The sequence below is a fragment of the Pseudomonas sp. DG56-2 genome (genome assembly GCF_004803755.1).
Lineage (GTDB): Bacteria > Pseudomonadota > Gammaproteobacteria > Pseudomonadales > Pseudomonadaceae > Aquipseudomonas > Aquipseudomonas auratipiscis.
Genome location: NZ_CP032311.1, coordinates 4,634,971 through 4,648,104, shown reverse-complemented (window position 1 = coordinate 4,648,104; position 13,134 = coordinate 4,634,971). Strand labels below are relative to the sequence as shown.

The following is a 13,134-nucleotide window of genomic DNA, read 5'->3' as shown; positions in this document are numbered from 1 at the left end:
TTGGGCGGCTCGCGGCTTTGGTGCATCATGCTGACCAAGCTTTGGAATCGAGAGAGAGCAATGCTGGACGAGCTACTTCGCCGCGTGAGCAGTCATACGCCGGGCACCCTGGAAACCGATCACCGTTTTCCCGAGGCTGCAGTGTTATTGCCCATTACCCGCAGCGAAGCGCCTGAGCTGGTACTAACGTTACGTGCCAAGGGCTTGTCGACCCATGGCGGCGAGGTCGCCTTTCCGGGCGGTCGGCGTGACCCTGAAGACCCCGATCTGGTGTTCACCGCCTTGCGTGAAGCCGAAGAGGAAATTGGCCTGCCGCCAGGACTGGTGGAGATTATCGGCCCTTTGAGCCCTCTGATTTCCCTGCATGGGTTAAAGGTGACGCCGTTCGTCGGCTTGATTCCAGACTTCGTCGAATACCGGGCCAACGACGCTGAAATTGCCGCCGTGTTCACTGTGCCCCTGGAGTTTTTCCGCCAGGATCCCCGCGATCATACTCACCGCATCGATTACCAGGGGCGCAGTTGGTATGTGCCCAGTTATCGCTTTGGCGAATATAAAATCTGGGGGCTCTCCGCGATCATGATCGTCGAGCTGGTCAACTTGCTTTACGATGCCGATATCAATCTGCACCATCCGCCTGAACGCTTCATTCCAATTTGAGCGGGCCCACCCGCCGTCATTGCCGGACCGTGAGGAACCACGCATGAAATATCGTCTGGGCGACCTGAAGGTCGAGACCCATCCACGCAGTTGGGCTGCGCCCACTGCCACGCTGATTGGCAAAGTGCGACTGCAGGCGGGGGCCAGCGTCTGGTTCGGCGCAGTGCTGCGCGGTGATAACGAACTGATCGATGTAGGTGAGAACAGTAACGTTCAGGACGGTACAGTGATGCATACCGACATGGGCTCGCCACTGACCTTGGGCAAAGGCGTGACTGTCGGCCACAACGCCATGCTGCATGGCTGCAGTGTCGGCGACTACAGCCTGGTCGGTATCAATGCGGTCATCCTCAACGGTGCGCGTATCGGCAAATATTGCATTATTGGCGCCAATGCACTGATTCCGGAGGGCAAGGAAATTCCTGACGGATCATTGGTGATGGGCTCTCCCGGCAAGGTGGTGCGCGAGCTGACCGAGGCGCAGAAGAAAATGCTTGAGGCAAGCGCCGCGCATTATGTGCATAACGCCGAGCGTTATGCCCGTGACCTGGCCCCGCAGGAGGATTGATGAGCGGTAGTGAACGCCCGGTCGCGTCGCCCTGCGTGCATATCTGCGCCCTGGATGAGGCCGACATCTGCACGGGCTGCCAGCGCAGCGCTACAGAAATTACCCGCTGGGGACGGATGGACAACATCGAGCGCCGGCAGGTGCTCAAATTGTGTCATGAGCGGGCAGTGGCGGCGGGGATGATGCTCAGCGTCGGCAGCGTCACGTGCTGATCTGGCACTTGGCCGCAAGCGGTCGCTCAAGTACCCTGTAGGGCTTGTCCAGCGGTCTATTCCATGCCTTTTCTGATTGCCTACATCAGCAGCGTCGTGCTGATCAACTACGCCTTCTCCAGCGCCCCGCACCTGGACGTCATCTGGTCTGCCTGGGGCGGACTGGTGTTCATCCTGCGGGACATGGTGCAAACCCGTTACGGTCATGGCGCTCTGGTGGCTATGTTGGTGGCGCTGGTGCTGTCCTATGTGACCTCCGAGCCTGCCATTGCCTTGGCCAGTGCGACCGCGTTCGCCGTCTCCGAGCTTATTGACTGGCTGGTTTTCAGTATTACCAAGCGGCCCTTGCACGACCGTTTATGGTTGAGCTCGGCGCTGAGTATTCCTATCGACACCTTGATCTTCTTCGGCATGATCGGCGCCTTGACGCCGGCGGTGGTCGGTACCGCACTGGCTTCAAAATTCGCCGGGGTGACGGCAGTCTGGCTGATCATGGCCTGGCGCCTGCGCAAGCGTGCCATCGTTGGCTGAGGTCATGCGCCCCAGTTCATGTAAAATGTCGCTCCTTTTCACTGGCCTGCACCGCTTGGAGCAGCCCGGGATTCCTTCCCTCTGAGGACCTGAAATGACTCGTATCGGAACCCCATTGTCGCCGACAGCGACCCGCGTACTGCTTTGTGGCTGTGGCGAGTTGGGCAAGGAAGTCGTGATCGAGCTGCAACGCCTGGGCGTTGAAGTGATTGCCGTGGACCGTTACGCCAACGCCCCTGCCATGCAAGTGGCCCATCGCAGCCATGTGGTCAACATGCTCGATGGCGCGGCCCTGCGGGCAGTGATCGAGGCCGAGAAGCCGCACTACATCGTGCCGGAAATCGAAGCCATCGCCACCGCGACCCTGGTCGAGCTGGAAAATGAAGGTTTCACCGTGGTACCGACCGCCCGTGCTACCCAGTTGACCATGAACCGCGAAGGTATTCGGCGCTTGGCTGCTGAGGAGCTGGATCTGCCGACCTCGCCTTACCATTTTGCCGATACCTTCGAAGACTATCGCAAAGCGGTCGAAGACCTGGGCTTCCCCTGTGTGGTAAAGCCGGTGATGAGTTCATCGGGCAAAGGCCAGAGCTTGCTGCGCAGCACAGACGATGTGCAAAAAGCCTGGGACTACGCTCAAGAGGGTGGTCGTGCCGGCAAGGGGCGAGTGATCATTGAAGGCTTCATCGACTTTGATTACGAAATTACGCTGCTGACTGTACGCCACATCGGCGGGACCACCTTCTGTGCACCGGTGGGGCATCGCCAGGAAAAAGGCGACTATCAGGAATCGTGGCAGCCGCAGGCCATGAGCCCGGTGGCGTTGGCCGAGTCCGAACGCGTAGCCAAGGCTGTTACTGAGGCATTGGGCGGTCGGGGTCTGTTCGGTGTGGAGCTGTTCATCAAAGGTGATCAGGTGTGGTTCAGCGAAGTATCCCCGCGACCGCACGATACCGGCCTTGTGACCCTGATCTCCCAGGACCTGTCGCAATTCGCCTTGCATGCCCGCGCCATTCTCGGCCTGCCGATTCCACTTATTCGTCAGTTTGGCCCATCGGCATCGGCGGTAATCCTGGTGGAAGGGCAATCGCAACAGACCTCGTTCGCCAACCTGGGTGCAGCCCTGAGCGAGCCGGATACAGCCATTCGTCTGTTCGGCAAGCCTGAGGTCAATGGCCAGCGCCGCATGGGGGTGTGCCTGGCCCGTGACGAATCTATCGACACCGCCCGAGCCAAAGCTACTCGTGCCTCCCAAGCGGTCAACGTCGAGTTCTAAACGCCGCAAGCGCGCAGCTGCAAGCTGCAAGCACGATCGCTTGCAGCTTGCAGCTTGCAGCTTGCAGCTTGCAGCTTGCAGCTTGCAGCTTTCAGAGCTCCGAGTGCCGGGTTTCTTTCAGGCACAGGACGGCAATCAGGCTTAACAGCGCTGCTGCCGAGACATACCCGCCAACCCAGCTCAAACCGCCCATCGTTACCAGCTTCTGGGCAAAGAACGGTGCAGCCGAAGCACCGACAATTCCGCCCAGGTTGTAGGCTGCCGAGGCGCCGGTATAACGCACGTGGGTCGGGAACAGTTCGGGCAGCAATGCGCCCATCGGGGCAAATGTCACGCCCATCAGAAACAGCTCGATGGCCAGGAACAGTGCCACCCCTGCAGTTGAGCCCGAGGTCAGCAACGGCTGCATGGTAAAGCCCGAAAGAATTGCCAGGATCGCACCGACGATCAGCACCGGTTTGCGCCCGTATTTGTCGCTCAACCAGGCCGACAGCGGCGTGGCCAGGGCCATGAACAGCACGGCGAAGCACAGCAGGCCGAGGAAGGTTTCGCGACTGTATCCCAAGGTGGACACGCCATAACTGAGCGAGAACACTGTGGATATATAGAACAGGGCGTAACACACCACCATGGCCGAGGCGCCGAGCAGAACCGGCATCCAGTAGTTGGCGAAAAGTTCGACCACCGGCATTTTCACCCGTTCGTGACGGGCAATGGCTTTGGCGAACACTGGAGTTTCTTCGAGCTTGAGCCGTACATACAGGCCAACAATGACCAGTGCTGCGCTGAGCAGGAAGGGAATGCGCCAGCCCCAACTGCGGAACTGCTCGTCGGTCAGCGTCATGGCGAGGGTCAGGAATAGGCCGTTGGCGGCCAGAAAGCCGATTGAAGGCCCAAGCTGGGGGAACATGCCAAACCAGGCACGCTTGCCTTTGGGCGCGTTTTCAGTGGCCAGCAGTGCTGCGCCGCCCCATTCACCGCCCAGGCCCAAGCCCTGGCCAAAACGCAGTATGCACAATAGGATCGGTGCCCAGGCCCCGATGCTGTCGTAGCCCGGCAGTACACCGATCAGGGTGGTACACACCCCCATCAGCAGCAACGATGCCACCAAGGTGGATTTACGCCCGATACGATCACCGAAGTGGCCAAACAGGGCAGAACCCAGGGGGCGGGCAAGGAAGGCAATGCCAAAGGTCAGAAAAGCCGAAAGCATCTGGGCGGTGCCAGAGGTCTGCGGAAAGAACACCGGTCCAATCACCAAGGCGGCGGCGGTGGCGTAGACATAAAAGTCGTAGAACTCAATGGCGGTGCCGATGAAGCTGGCGGTTGCCACTCTCGCCGGCGAATTGCCGGGACTGGTCTGTGCCGTTTCGGCGTAGGTGCTGCTGGTTGTCATGCGATTATCCCTGACAGTCGAGTGCTCCATGGGCGCAGTAGCTGACCTGCACAGGCAGGTAGCAGCGGGCAGGCGCCGGAGCATATTTGTTGTTGGTCGCGTGACTGAGCATACGCCCGTTGGGGATAGGGGCGGCGCGGGCAATCTTCGGGGGTGTGAAGCAGTGCCGGAAAAATGCGCGGTATTCAGTGATGCGGGCTGGCCGGGAGACGCAGGGTGCGGGTAGCAAGCGAGACGGCCAGGCTGGGTAAGCGTTGGCCGAGTATAGCTAGCGAGTTACCGTCCAGACCAGTATGCGACTGGCACAATTGTCTTCTGTTTCGAGAATTTCCAGCCGGTAACGACCAATTTTCAGACATACCGCGCTGGCCGGGATACTTTCCAGGGCTTCGGTGACCAGGCCATTTAGCGTTTTCGGGCCATCGCTGGGGAGGTGCCAACCCAGGCTGCGGTTCAGCTCTCGGATCGACACCGTTCCTTCGATGACGAAGCGCCCATCGGCTTGAGGGTGGATGTGCGGATTGTCCAGGCTGTGCTCATCTTCGAATTCGCCGACGATTTCTTCGAGAATGTCTTCCAGGGTAACGATGCCCAGCACTTCGCCATACTCATCGACCACTACGCCGAGGCGTCGTTGTTGCTTGTGAAAGTTGAGCAACTGCAGTTGCAAGGGGGTGCTTTCAGGCACGAAGTAGGGGTCGTAGCAGGCTGCCTGCAGGGCTTCGCGGGTCAATTCGGCCTTGGGCAGCAAATGGCTGATCAGCTTGGTGTTGAGTATGGCTTCAACCTGGTTGATGTCGCTGTGATAGACCGGCAGGCGCGTGTGACGGCTGATGATCAGCTGTTCGATGATCTGCTCGATCGGGTCGTCGAGATTGATGCCGTCGACATCATTGCGCGGTACCAGAATGTCGTTAACAGTGATTTTGTCCAGGGCCAGCAGGCTTTCGGGAAGATTGAGGCGGTAGTCGGCATGCAGTTGTTCTTCTGGGGCAGTATCGTAGCTGTCCTGGTCGTGCAGGGTCACCGCGTGGGGCTGAACCCGAAACGGACGCAGCAGCACTCGCGCACAGCCATCGAGCAGCCAGGCCAGGGGCTGGAGCATCTTCAATGGCGCTTTGAGCAAGCTGTTGCCCAAGGTAATGAACGTTTGTGGATTGCGCCGCGCCAATTGCCGTGGCAGGTACTCGGCCAGGACCAGTACAAGGGCTGCGCCTGCCAGGCCACTAAGCCAGAAACCTTGTTCGCCGCTATAGCGTTGACCCAGCAGGCAGGCCAGAGCCAGGACCAGCAACTTGCCCAGGGTCGAGCAGAGCACCAGCGATTGTGGTGCGACCGCCAGTTCCGGATGTTCGTCCGTCAGACCGTTGCGTCGCGCGCTGTTGAGTTGCTGCTGGGCGGCGTCCACCGCAGTGAATATTGCCGACCAGAGCAGCGCCAGGGGCAGAATGCCAAGCAAGGGTCCTAACGGCAGTTCGTCCATTTACCTGTGCCTGTCAGATATGCAGGATGAATTCACGCACCAGCTTGCTCCCGAAGTAGGCAAGCATCAGCAGGCAGAAACCGGCCAGGGTCCAGCGGATTGCCTTGTGGCCACGCCAACCAAGGCGGGTGCGGCCCCACAGCAATACGCTGAAGACTATCCAGGCCAGGCACGCCAACAGGGTCTTGTGTACCAGGTGTTGGGCAAACAGATTGTCGAGGAACAGCCAGCCGGATATCAGCGATAGCGACAACAAGCCCCAGCCGGTCCAGAGAAAGCCGAACAGTAAGCTTTCCATGGTCTGCAGTGGTGGGAAGTTGCGGATCAGGCCGGAAGGATGCTTGTGCTTGAGCTGGTGGTCTTGCACCAGCAGCAGCAACGACTGGAACACGGCGATGGTAAACAGCCCGTATGCCAGTATCGACAGCAGTATGTGCGCGAGTATGCCGGTCTCTTCGTTGATCAGCGGTACCGTTCCCGATGGTGCGAACTGGGCCATCAGCGCCGTGGCCATGCCTAGCGGAAACAGCAGCACCAAAAGGTTTTCCACCGGGATGCGCAGACAGGCCAGCAGCGTCAGGGTGATCACTGCCATTGCGATCAGGCTGGCAGCACTGAAGAAGTCCAGGCTCAGCCCTAGAGGCGTGAGCAACTGCCAGAACAGTGCGGTGCCCTGGGAAATGACCGCAAGCGCGCCAAGCAGGCCGAGCAGGCGTTTGTCGGCCTTGGCACCTTGCGCCAGACGGGAGCCTTGATAGAGGGTCGCGGCGGCATACAGGCAGGCGGCGATAAGATTGGGTAGCAAGCTGGGTGACAAGGGGAGCATAAGTCCTGTTAGGCAAGCCCGAAAAGAATTGAGTTTGGCATAGAACGCGCCTGCCAAGGAAGACTGTCAGCCGACGGCGAGGTGTGCGCTTGCCCGAGTCTTCGTTATAATCGCCGATCTGCCCCTGCCCAAGGCCCGTCGAATACGCCAGAGGCAGCTGATAAATCTCGGTTCTACAGAACCTGAAAGGATCACCATGTTTGAAAACCTGACCGACCGTCTGTCACAGACGTTGCGCCATGTCACTGGCAAGGCCAAGCTGACCGAAGACAACATCAAAGACACCCTGCGTGAAGTGCGCATGGCGTTGCTCGAGGCTGACGTCGCCCTGCCGGTGGTCAAGGATTTCGTCAACAAAATCAAGGAGCGTGCGGTCGGTACCGAAGTGTCGCGCAGCCTGACGCCAGGCCAGGCGTTCGTGAAGATCGTTCAAGCCGAACTTGAAGGCTTGATGGGCGCAGCCAACGAAGACCTGACGCTCAATGCCGCCCCTCCGGCCGTGGTGCTGATGGCGGGCTTGCAGGGCGCGGGCAAGACCACCACTGCCGGCAAACTGGCGCGCTTCCTCAAGGAGCGCAAGAAGAAATCGGTAATGGTTGTGTCGGCCGACGTTTACCGTCCTGCTGCAATCAAACAGTTGGAAACCCTGGCAACCGACATCGGCGTTACCTTCTTCCCGTCTGATATCAGCCAGAAGCCAGTGGCTATCGCTGAAGCCGCCATTCGCGAAGCCAAGCTGAAATTCATCGACGTGGTGATCGTCGATACCGCAGGTCGCTTGCACATCGACGCCGAGATGATGGCCGAGATCAAGGACCTGCACGCTGCCGTCAAGCCGATCGAGACGCTGTTCGTCGTCGATGCCATGACCGGCCAGGACGCGGCCAACACCGCCAAGGCCTTTGGTGATGCGTTGCCGCTGACCGGCGTGATCCTGACCAAGGTCGATGGTGATGCCCGTGGCGGTGCGGCGCTCTCGGTGCGTGCCATCACCGGCAAGCCGATCAAGTTCATCGGTATGGGTGAGAAGAGCGAAGCGCTCGAACCGTTTCACCCGGACCGTATTGCCTCGCGCATCCTGGGTATGGGTGATGTGCTCAGCCTGATCGAACAGGCCGAACAGACCCTCGACAAGGAAAAGGCCGACAAGCTGGCCAAGAAGCTGAAGAAAGGCAAAGGCTTCGACCTCGAAGACTTCCGTGACCAGCTGCAACAAATGAAGAACATGGGCGGCCTCGGCGGCCTCATGGATAAACTGCCAAGTATCGGCGGGGTAAACCTGGCGCAAATGGGCAATGCCCAAGGCGCAGCCGAAAAGCAGTTCAAGCAGATGGAAGCGATCATCAACTCGATGACCCCGGCCGAGCGCCGCGACCCTGAACTGATCAGTGGTTCGCGCAAGCGCCGGATCGCCCTGGGTTCCGGCACCCAGGTGCAGGACATTGGTCGCTTGATCAAGCAGCACAAGCAAATGCAGAAAATGATGAAGAAGTTTTCTGCCAAAGGCGGCATGGCGAAAATGATGCGCGGCCTGGGCGGAATGATGCCCGGCGGTGGCATGCCAAAGCTGTAACCTGATTCAGGTTGTCGGTGCATGTCGCACCGACGACCGGAACCTGCGCCGGGCCGAAGTTAACATTCTTGGTCCGTGCGGTAGGACACTGTTGCCTTATATAGAGGCAGCGTTATTCGCAGATCGACAGGCGGGCCTTTTTGCTTGAGCTAAAAAGGCATTTGCAAAAGTCCGTGTATTCCTTGAGAATATGCGGCCTTTCGGGCACCCGTGTGCCCGCTGTGCATTATGATTTGCAGCACCGACTACAGGAACGATGTTCAATGCTAACCATCCGTCTTGCCCGTGGTGGCTCTAAAAAGCGCCCATTCTACACCCTGACCGTGACCGACTCGCGTAACCCAGTTACCGGTTCGCACATCGAGCAGGTTGGTTTCTTCAACCCTATCGCTCGTGGCCAGGAAGTTCGTCTGTCCGTTAAGCAAGACCGCGTTGCTCACTGGTTGAGCGTTGGCGCGCAGCCGTCTGAGCGCGTTGCTCAGCTGCTGAAGGACGCTGCCAAGGCTGCTGCCTGAGCAATATGAACGCGACGCCAGAAAGTGCTGACGATTTGATCGTTGTCGGCAAGATTTTTTCGGTTCACGGCGTTCGCGGCGAAGTGAAGGTTTATTCCTTTACTGATCCGATTGAAAACCTGTTGGGGTACCGCAACTGGACGCTTCGGCGCGAAGGCGTGGTGAAACAGGTCGAGCTGGTCAGTGGCCGTTCCACTCAAAAGGATCTGGTCGCCAAGCTCAAAGGCCTCGACGATCGTGATGAAGCGCGTCTTCTGAGCGGTTATGAGATTTGTATCTCGCGAAGCCTTCTGCCCAACCTGTCTAGCGACGAGTACTACTGGTACCAGTTGGTAGGCCTGAAAGTCATCAACCAGGACGAACAACTGTTCGGCAAGGTTGATCACCTGTTGGAGACCGGCGCGAATGATGTATTGGTGGTCAAGCCCTGCGCGGGCAGCCTGGATGATCGCGAGCGGTTGTTGCCCTATACAGAGCAATGCGTGCTGGCAATCGACCTGGATGCAGGCGAAATGAGGGTGGAATGGGACGCGGACTTCTAAGCAATGGCCAGCCTGCGCGTAGACGTCATCACGCTGTTTCCCGAGATGTTCTCGGCCATCAGTGAGTACGGCATTACCAGCCGAGCGGTAAAACAGGGGTTGTTGCAATTGACCTGCTGGAACCCGCGGGACTACACCACAGATCGACACCATACGGTGGATGATCGGCCTTTTGGCGGTGGTCCAGGCATGGTGATGAAGATCAAGCCTCTGGAAGATGCCCTGGTGGATGCAAGGCAGGCAACCGGAGAGGCGGCAAAGGTAATTTACCTGAGCCCACAAGGCCGCAAGCTGACTCAGTCGGCGGTCAAGGACCTGGCGAAGCACGAATCGTTGATTCTGATAGCCGGTCGTTATGAAGGCATTGACGAGCGTTTTATTGATGCTCATGTCGATGAAGAGTGGTCGATTGGTGATTATGTGTTGTCCGGTGGTGAGCTGCCGGCGATGGTCCTGATTGATGCGGTTACGCGGCTGCTGCCCGGAGCTTTAGGGCATGCGGACTCGGCGGAGGAAGATTCCTTCACTGACGGTCTGCTTGATTGCCCGCACTACACCCGACCGGAGGTGTATGCGGATCAGCGTGTTCCCGACGTGTTGCTTAGTGGCAACCATGCACATATCCGGCGATGGCGTTTACAGCAGTCCCTTGGGCGGACCTATGAACGACGCGCCGATCTTCTGGAAAGTCGCTCACTTTCTGGAGAAGAGAAGAAGCTGCTGACGGAATACCTCCGTGAGCGGGACGATAGTTAACGTATCGATGGTAAATCCAATTGATTTACCTTAGGAGCACAGCATGACTAACAAAATCATCCTTGCACTCGAAGCAGAGCAGATGACCAAAGAGATCCCGACCTTTGCCCCGGGCGACACCATCGTCGTTCAGGTGAAAGTGAAGGAAGGCGATCGTTCGCGTCTGCAGGCTTTCGAAGGCGTTGTCATCGCCAAGCGTAACCGTGGTGTGAACAGTGCTTTCACTGTTCGTAAAATCTCCAACGGTGTTGGTGTTGAGCGTACTTTCCAGACCTACAGCCCGCAAATCGACAGCCTGGCCGTGAAACGTCGTGGTGACGTGCGTAAAGCCAAGCTGTACTACCTGCGCGACCTGTCCGGTAAAGCCGCTCGCATCAAGGAAAAACTGTCCTGATGACAGTTTGACCGGTGGCTGCGGCCACCATGCGAAAAAAGCAGCCTTCGGGCTGCTTTTTTGTTGTCTGTAATTTGTCCCAGATGTGAAGTTTATGAGTTCAAGAGAGCAGGAAATCGAACGCCGTACCGAACTGTCGGTAACTCGCGTTACCAAGGCGGTGTTCCCGTCCACCACAAACCATCACAACACCTTGTTCGGTGGTACCGCTTTGGCCTGGATGGATGAAGTATCGTTTATCGCTGCCACGCGTTTTTGCCGGTTGCCGCTGGTGACTGTGTCCACTGACCGAATCGATTTCAAGCATCCGATTGCTGCTGGTTCCATTGTTGAGTTGGTCGGGCGGGTGGCGACGGTAGGCAACACCAGCCTCAAGGTCGAGGTTGAAGTGTTTGTCGAAAGCATGAGCTGTGACAGTCGCGAGAAGGCGATCCATGGCCTGTTCAGCTTTGTGGCTATCGACGAAGACAAGCGCCCGGTGCCGGTGTTGCCAGGGTTTTGAACTCACCCTGGGCACGCAGCGGCTGAGTGCAGGGCAGATGGGCTAACGACCATCATTCAACTTCGGGCTGGATCAATGCCACCACCGTCCAGCCCGCGCTTGGCTTGAGCACGCTTTCTGGGCCAAACACATGCACCCAGCCGCTGCTGTCTCGAGCAAACAGCAAGGTCGCACGTTGGCCATGCAACGCCTGGTAGTCCTCCCAACCAAAGGTCTCGGTCAGGTGGGTGCTGTACAGCTCAGCGCCCTGGTGCAGGCGGTTGGCCAGTTGTACATAGGTCAGCTCCTGGCTGCCGAGAACGTGTCCGCGATGTTCATTGCTGGCGCGGTGCTTGTCGCTGCGGCGCGCTTCCAGGCCGCTGGCGAGCACAAACAGGCGTGCATGGCCAAAGTCATGGCGAAAGCGCGCACAGGCCAAGGTGTTCAGCTCTCCAGAAGGCGAAAGTCCGAGCAGATGCCCCAAACCGACCAGGTCCAGGTGGGCATCGGCATGTTGCGAGGCCGGGTTGCCAAAGTAGGTGGGCAGCCCTTCCATGCGTGCTGCGCGGATGTTCTCCCAGCTCGAATCGGTCAGCAATACGCGGCAGTCCAGTTGCTGCAATGCCTTGGCGATGGTCCTGGCCGGTGGGTTGGCGCCAACGATTAGAAAGCCGCTGGGCGCGGGTTCGGCAACCTTGAGCATGCGTGCCAGGGGGCGCGCTGTGGCGCTTTGCAGCACGACTGTGCCGATAATAACGGCAAAAGTCAGCGGTACCAGCAGTAGGGCGCCCTGGTGTCCGGCTTCATGCAGACGAATGGCGAAGATTGCCGACACCGCCGCTGCCACGATTCCGCGGGGGGCGATCCAGCTCAGCAAGGCACGTTCTCTCCAGTTCAGTTGCGAGCCCCAGGTTGATAGCGCCACGTTCAATGGCCGCGCGATCAGCTGGATCACCAACAGCAGGGCCAATACCGCCGGGCCAAGGCCAAGCAGTGCATTGAGATCCAGGCGAGCGGCGAGGAGGATGAACAGGCCTGATATCAGCAAGACGCTGAGGTTTTCCTTGAAGTGCAGGATTTGCCGGACGTCCACCCCTTTCATGTTGGCCAGCCACATACCCATGATGGTCACCGCCAGCAGGCCGGACTCATGCATGACCTGGTTGGCGGCAATGAAGATCCCCAGCACGGCGGCCAGAGAGGCGAGATTGTGCAGGTATTCGGGGAGCCACTGCTCGCGCATGACCTGCCCAAGTATCCAGCCACCGGCTGCGCCGAAGGCACTCCCGCAGAGAATCACGCCGGCAAAGGTCATCAGGCTCTGGCTCAGGCCGTTACCGGCCGCGCTGGCAATGATGAAGCTGTATACCACCACTGCCAGCAGGGCGCCGATCGGGTCGATGACAATGCCTTCCCAACGCAGGATATTGGCAATCGTGGATTTGGGGCGCACCACGCGCAGCATCGGCACAATGACCGTGGGGCCGGTGACCAGTGTCAGGGTGCCGAACAGGGTCGCCAGTAACCAGTCGAAACCGAGCAGCCAGTGGGTAGCGACGGTGATGATTATCCAGGTAGACAGTGCGCCGAGGGTTACCATGCGCCGGACAACCGTGCCGATTTCGCGCCATTGCGACAGGTGCAGGGTCAGGCTGCCTTCGAACAGAATCAGCGCAACCGCCAGTGAAACGAGGGGCATCAGCAGTGGGCCGAACATCTGTTGTGGGTCAAGCCAACCAAGAATCGGCCCGGCAAGAATGCCGCTGAGCAGCAGAAAGAGGATCGCAGGCAGTTTCAGGCGCCAGGCCAGCCACTGGCAGGCGAGGGCGGCACCACCGATGCCGCCGAAAGTCAGCAATATTTGTTGATCGTTCATTCCAATTCCCTATGCCGACCGTGTTGTGGAAGACTAGCGGCAATT

15 protein-coding genes are annotated in these 13,134 nt (G+C 58.8%); 11 read left to right on the top strand and 4 right to left on the bottom strand.

The annotated features are described in order from the left end of the window. The first annotated feature begins 60 nt into the window (after positions 1–60). The 5 genes from D3Z90_RS21350 to purT all read left to right on the top strand — a co-directional run bounded on the left by D3Z90_RS21350 (position 61) and on the right by purT (position 3,247). Complete coding sequence (locus tag D3Z90_RS21350; RefSeq protein WP_136477900.1) at positions 61–660, top strand: CoA pyrophosphatase; 600 nt, start codon at positions 61–63, stop codon at positions 658–660. Between the two features lie 43 nt (positions 661–703). Continuing rightward, positions 704–1,228 (top strand): gamma carbonic anhydrase family protein, encoded by a 525-nt coding sequence (locus D3Z90_RS21345; protein ID WP_136477899.1) that lies wholly within the window; start codon positions 704–706, stop codon positions 1,226–1,228. Further along, on the top strand, positions 1,228–1,440 hold the full coding sequence (locus tag D3Z90_RS21340; RefSeq protein ID WP_136477898.1) for a DUF1289 domain-containing protein: 213 nt from the start codon (positions 1,228–1,230) through the stop codon (positions 1,438–1,440). Before D3Z90_RS21345 ends, D3Z90_RS21340 begins: the two co-directional genes overlap by 1 nt. 63 nt (positions 1,441–1,503) lie before the next feature. Further along, complete coding sequence (locus D3Z90_RS21335) at positions 1,504–1,971, top strand: VUT family protein (protein ID WP_136477897.1); 468 nt, start codon at positions 1,504–1,506, stop codon at positions 1,969–1,971. A 94-nt stretch (positions 1,972–2,065) separates the two neighbouring features. After that, the gene (gene purT, locus D3Z90_RS21330; protein ID WP_136477896.1) at positions 2,066–3,247 is read left to right on the top strand and encodes a formate-dependent phosphoribosylglycinamide formyltransferase; all 1,182 of its coding nucleotides are present in this window, start codon (positions 2,066–2,068) and stop codon (positions 3,245–3,247) included. A gap of 91 nt (positions 3,248–3,338) precedes the next feature. On the opposite strand, the gene D3Z90_RS21325 is transcribed toward purT, so the two are convergent. From D3Z90_RS21325 to D3Z90_RS21315, 3 genes are all read right to left on the bottom strand, one after another. Beyond that, on the bottom strand, positions 3,339–4,643 hold the full coding sequence (locus tag D3Z90_RS21325) for an MFS transporter (RefSeq protein WP_136477895.1): 1,305 nt from the start codon (positions 4,641–4,643) through the stop codon (positions 3,339–3,341). A 268-nt stretch (positions 4,644–4,911) separates the two neighbouring features. Beyond that, positions 4,912–6,126, bottom strand: coding sequence for a transporter associated domain-containing protein (locus tag D3Z90_RS21320; protein WP_136477894.1), 1,215 nt, complete (start codon positions 6,124–6,126; stop codon positions 4,912–4,914). Between the two features lie 13 nt (positions 6,127–6,139). Beyond that, positions 6,140–6,952, bottom strand: a complete 813-nt coding sequence (locus D3Z90_RS21315; RefSeq protein WP_136477893.1) for an inner membrane protein YpjD — start codon at positions 6,950–6,952, stop codon at positions 6,140–6,142. Positions 6,953–7,148: 196 nt separating this feature from the next. Here D3Z90_RS21315 and ffh point away from each other — a divergent pair, with 196 nt between their 5' ends. From ffh to D3Z90_RS21285, 6 genes are all read left to right on the top strand, one after another. Continuing rightward, on the top strand, positions 7,149–8,525 hold the full coding sequence (gene ffh / locus D3Z90_RS21310; protein WP_136477892.1) for a signal recognition particle protein: 1,377 nt from the start codon (positions 7,149–7,151) through the stop codon (positions 8,523–8,525). Between the two features lie 263 nt (positions 8,526–8,788). Further along, positions 8,789–9,040: a 30S ribosomal protein S16 gene (gene rpsP / locus D3Z90_RS21305; protein ID WP_136477891.1), complete on the top strand. Its 252-nt coding sequence runs from the start codon at positions 8,789–8,791 to the stop codon at positions 9,038–9,040. 5 nt (positions 9,041–9,045) lie between these two features. Beyond that, entirely contained in the window at positions 9,046–9,582 is a 537-nt protein-coding gene (rimM, locus tag D3Z90_RS21300) for a ribosome maturation factor RimM (RefSeq protein ID WP_136477890.1), read from the top strand. Positions 9,583–9,585: 3 nt separating this feature from the next. Continuing rightward, entirely contained in the window at positions 9,586–10,338 is a 753-nt protein-coding gene (gene trmD, locus D3Z90_RS21295; protein WP_136477889.1) for a tRNA (guanosine(37)-N1)-methyltransferase TrmD, read from the top strand. Positions 10,339–10,381: 43 nt separating this feature from the next. After that, positions 10,382–10,732, top strand: a complete 351-nt coding sequence (rplS, locus tag D3Z90_RS21290) for a 50S ribosomal protein L19 (RefSeq protein ID WP_038996821.1) — start codon at positions 10,382–10,384, stop codon at positions 10,730–10,732. A gap of 94 nt (positions 10,733–10,826) precedes the next feature. Then, the gene (locus tag D3Z90_RS21285) at positions 10,827–11,234 is read left to right on the top strand and encodes an acyl-CoA thioesterase (RefSeq protein WP_136477888.1); all 408 of its coding nucleotides are present in this window, start codon (positions 10,827–10,829) and stop codon (positions 11,232–11,234) included. 52 nt (positions 11,235–11,286) lie between these two features. Here D3Z90_RS21285 and D3Z90_RS21280 read toward each other — a convergent pair whose 3' ends face one another. Further along, the gene (locus D3Z90_RS21280; RefSeq protein ID WP_136477887.1) at positions 11,287–13,089 is read right to left on the bottom strand and encodes a sodium:proton antiporter; all 1,803 of its coding nucleotides are present in this window, start codon (positions 13,087–13,089) and stop codon (positions 11,287–11,289) included. Positions 13,090–13,134 lie beyond the last annotated feature (45 nt).

What these genes read in the sequence shown, in the direction of transcription:
- rplS (WP_038996821.1), top strand. Translation starts at nt 10,382, where the DNA reads ATGACTAACAAAATCATCCTTGCACTCGAAGCAGAGCAGATGACCAAA.
- D3Z90_RS21345 (WP_136477899.1), top strand. Translation starts at nt 704, where the DNA reads ATGAAATATCGTCTGGGCGACCTGAAGGTCGAGACCCATCCACGCAGT.
- D3Z90_RS21340 (WP_136477898.1), top strand. Translation starts at nt 1,228, where the DNA reads ATGAGCGGTAGTGAACGCCCGGTCGCGTCGCCCTGCGTGCATATCTGC.
- D3Z90_RS21325 (WP_136477895.1), bottom strand. Translation starts at nt 4,643, where the DNA reads ATGACAACCAGCAGCACCTACGCCGAAACGGCACAGACCAGTCCCGGC.
- purT (WP_136477896.1), top strand. Translation starts at nt 2,066, where the DNA reads ATGACTCGTATCGGAACCCCATTGTCGCCGACAGCGACCCGCGTACTG.
- rimM (WP_136477890.1), top strand. Translation starts at nt 9,046, where the DNA reads ATGAACGCGACGCCAGAAAGTGCTGACGATTTGATCGTTGTCGGCAAG.
- ffh (WP_136477892.1), top strand. Translation starts at nt 7,149, where the DNA reads ATGTTTGAAAACCTGACCGACCGTCTGTCACAGACGTTGCGCCATGTC.
- D3Z90_RS21315 (WP_136477893.1), bottom strand. Translation starts at nt 6,952, where the DNA reads ATGCTCCCCTTGTCACCCAGCTTGCTACCCAATCTTATCGCCGCCTGC.
- D3Z90_RS21285 (WP_136477888.1), top strand. Translation starts at nt 10,827, where the DNA reads ATGAGTTCAAGAGAGCAGGAAATCGAACGCCGTACCGAACTGTCGGTA.
- D3Z90_RS21335 (WP_136477897.1), top strand. Translation starts at nt 1,504, where the DNA reads ATGCCTTTTCTGATTGCCTACATCAGCAGCGTCGTGCTGATCAACTAC.
- trmD (WP_136477889.1), top strand. Translation starts at nt 9,586, where the DNA reads ATGGCCAGCCTGCGCGTAGACGTCATCACGCTGTTTCCCGAGATGTTC.
- D3Z90_RS21320 (WP_136477894.1), bottom strand. Translation starts at nt 6,126, where the DNA reads ATGGACGAACTGCCGTTAGGACCCTTGCTTGGCATTCTGCCCCTGGCG.
- D3Z90_RS21280 (WP_136477887.1), bottom strand. Translation starts at nt 13,089, where the DNA reads ATGAACGATCAACAAATATTGCTGACTTTCGGCGGCATCGGTGGTGCC.
- rpsP (WP_136477891.1), top strand. Translation starts at nt 8,789, where the DNA reads ATGCTAACCATCCGTCTTGCCCGTGGTGGCTCTAAAAAGCGCCCATTC.
- D3Z90_RS21350 (WP_136477900.1), top strand. Translation starts at nt 61, where the DNA reads ATGCTGGACGAGCTACTTCGCCGCGTGAGCAGTCATACGCCGGGCACC.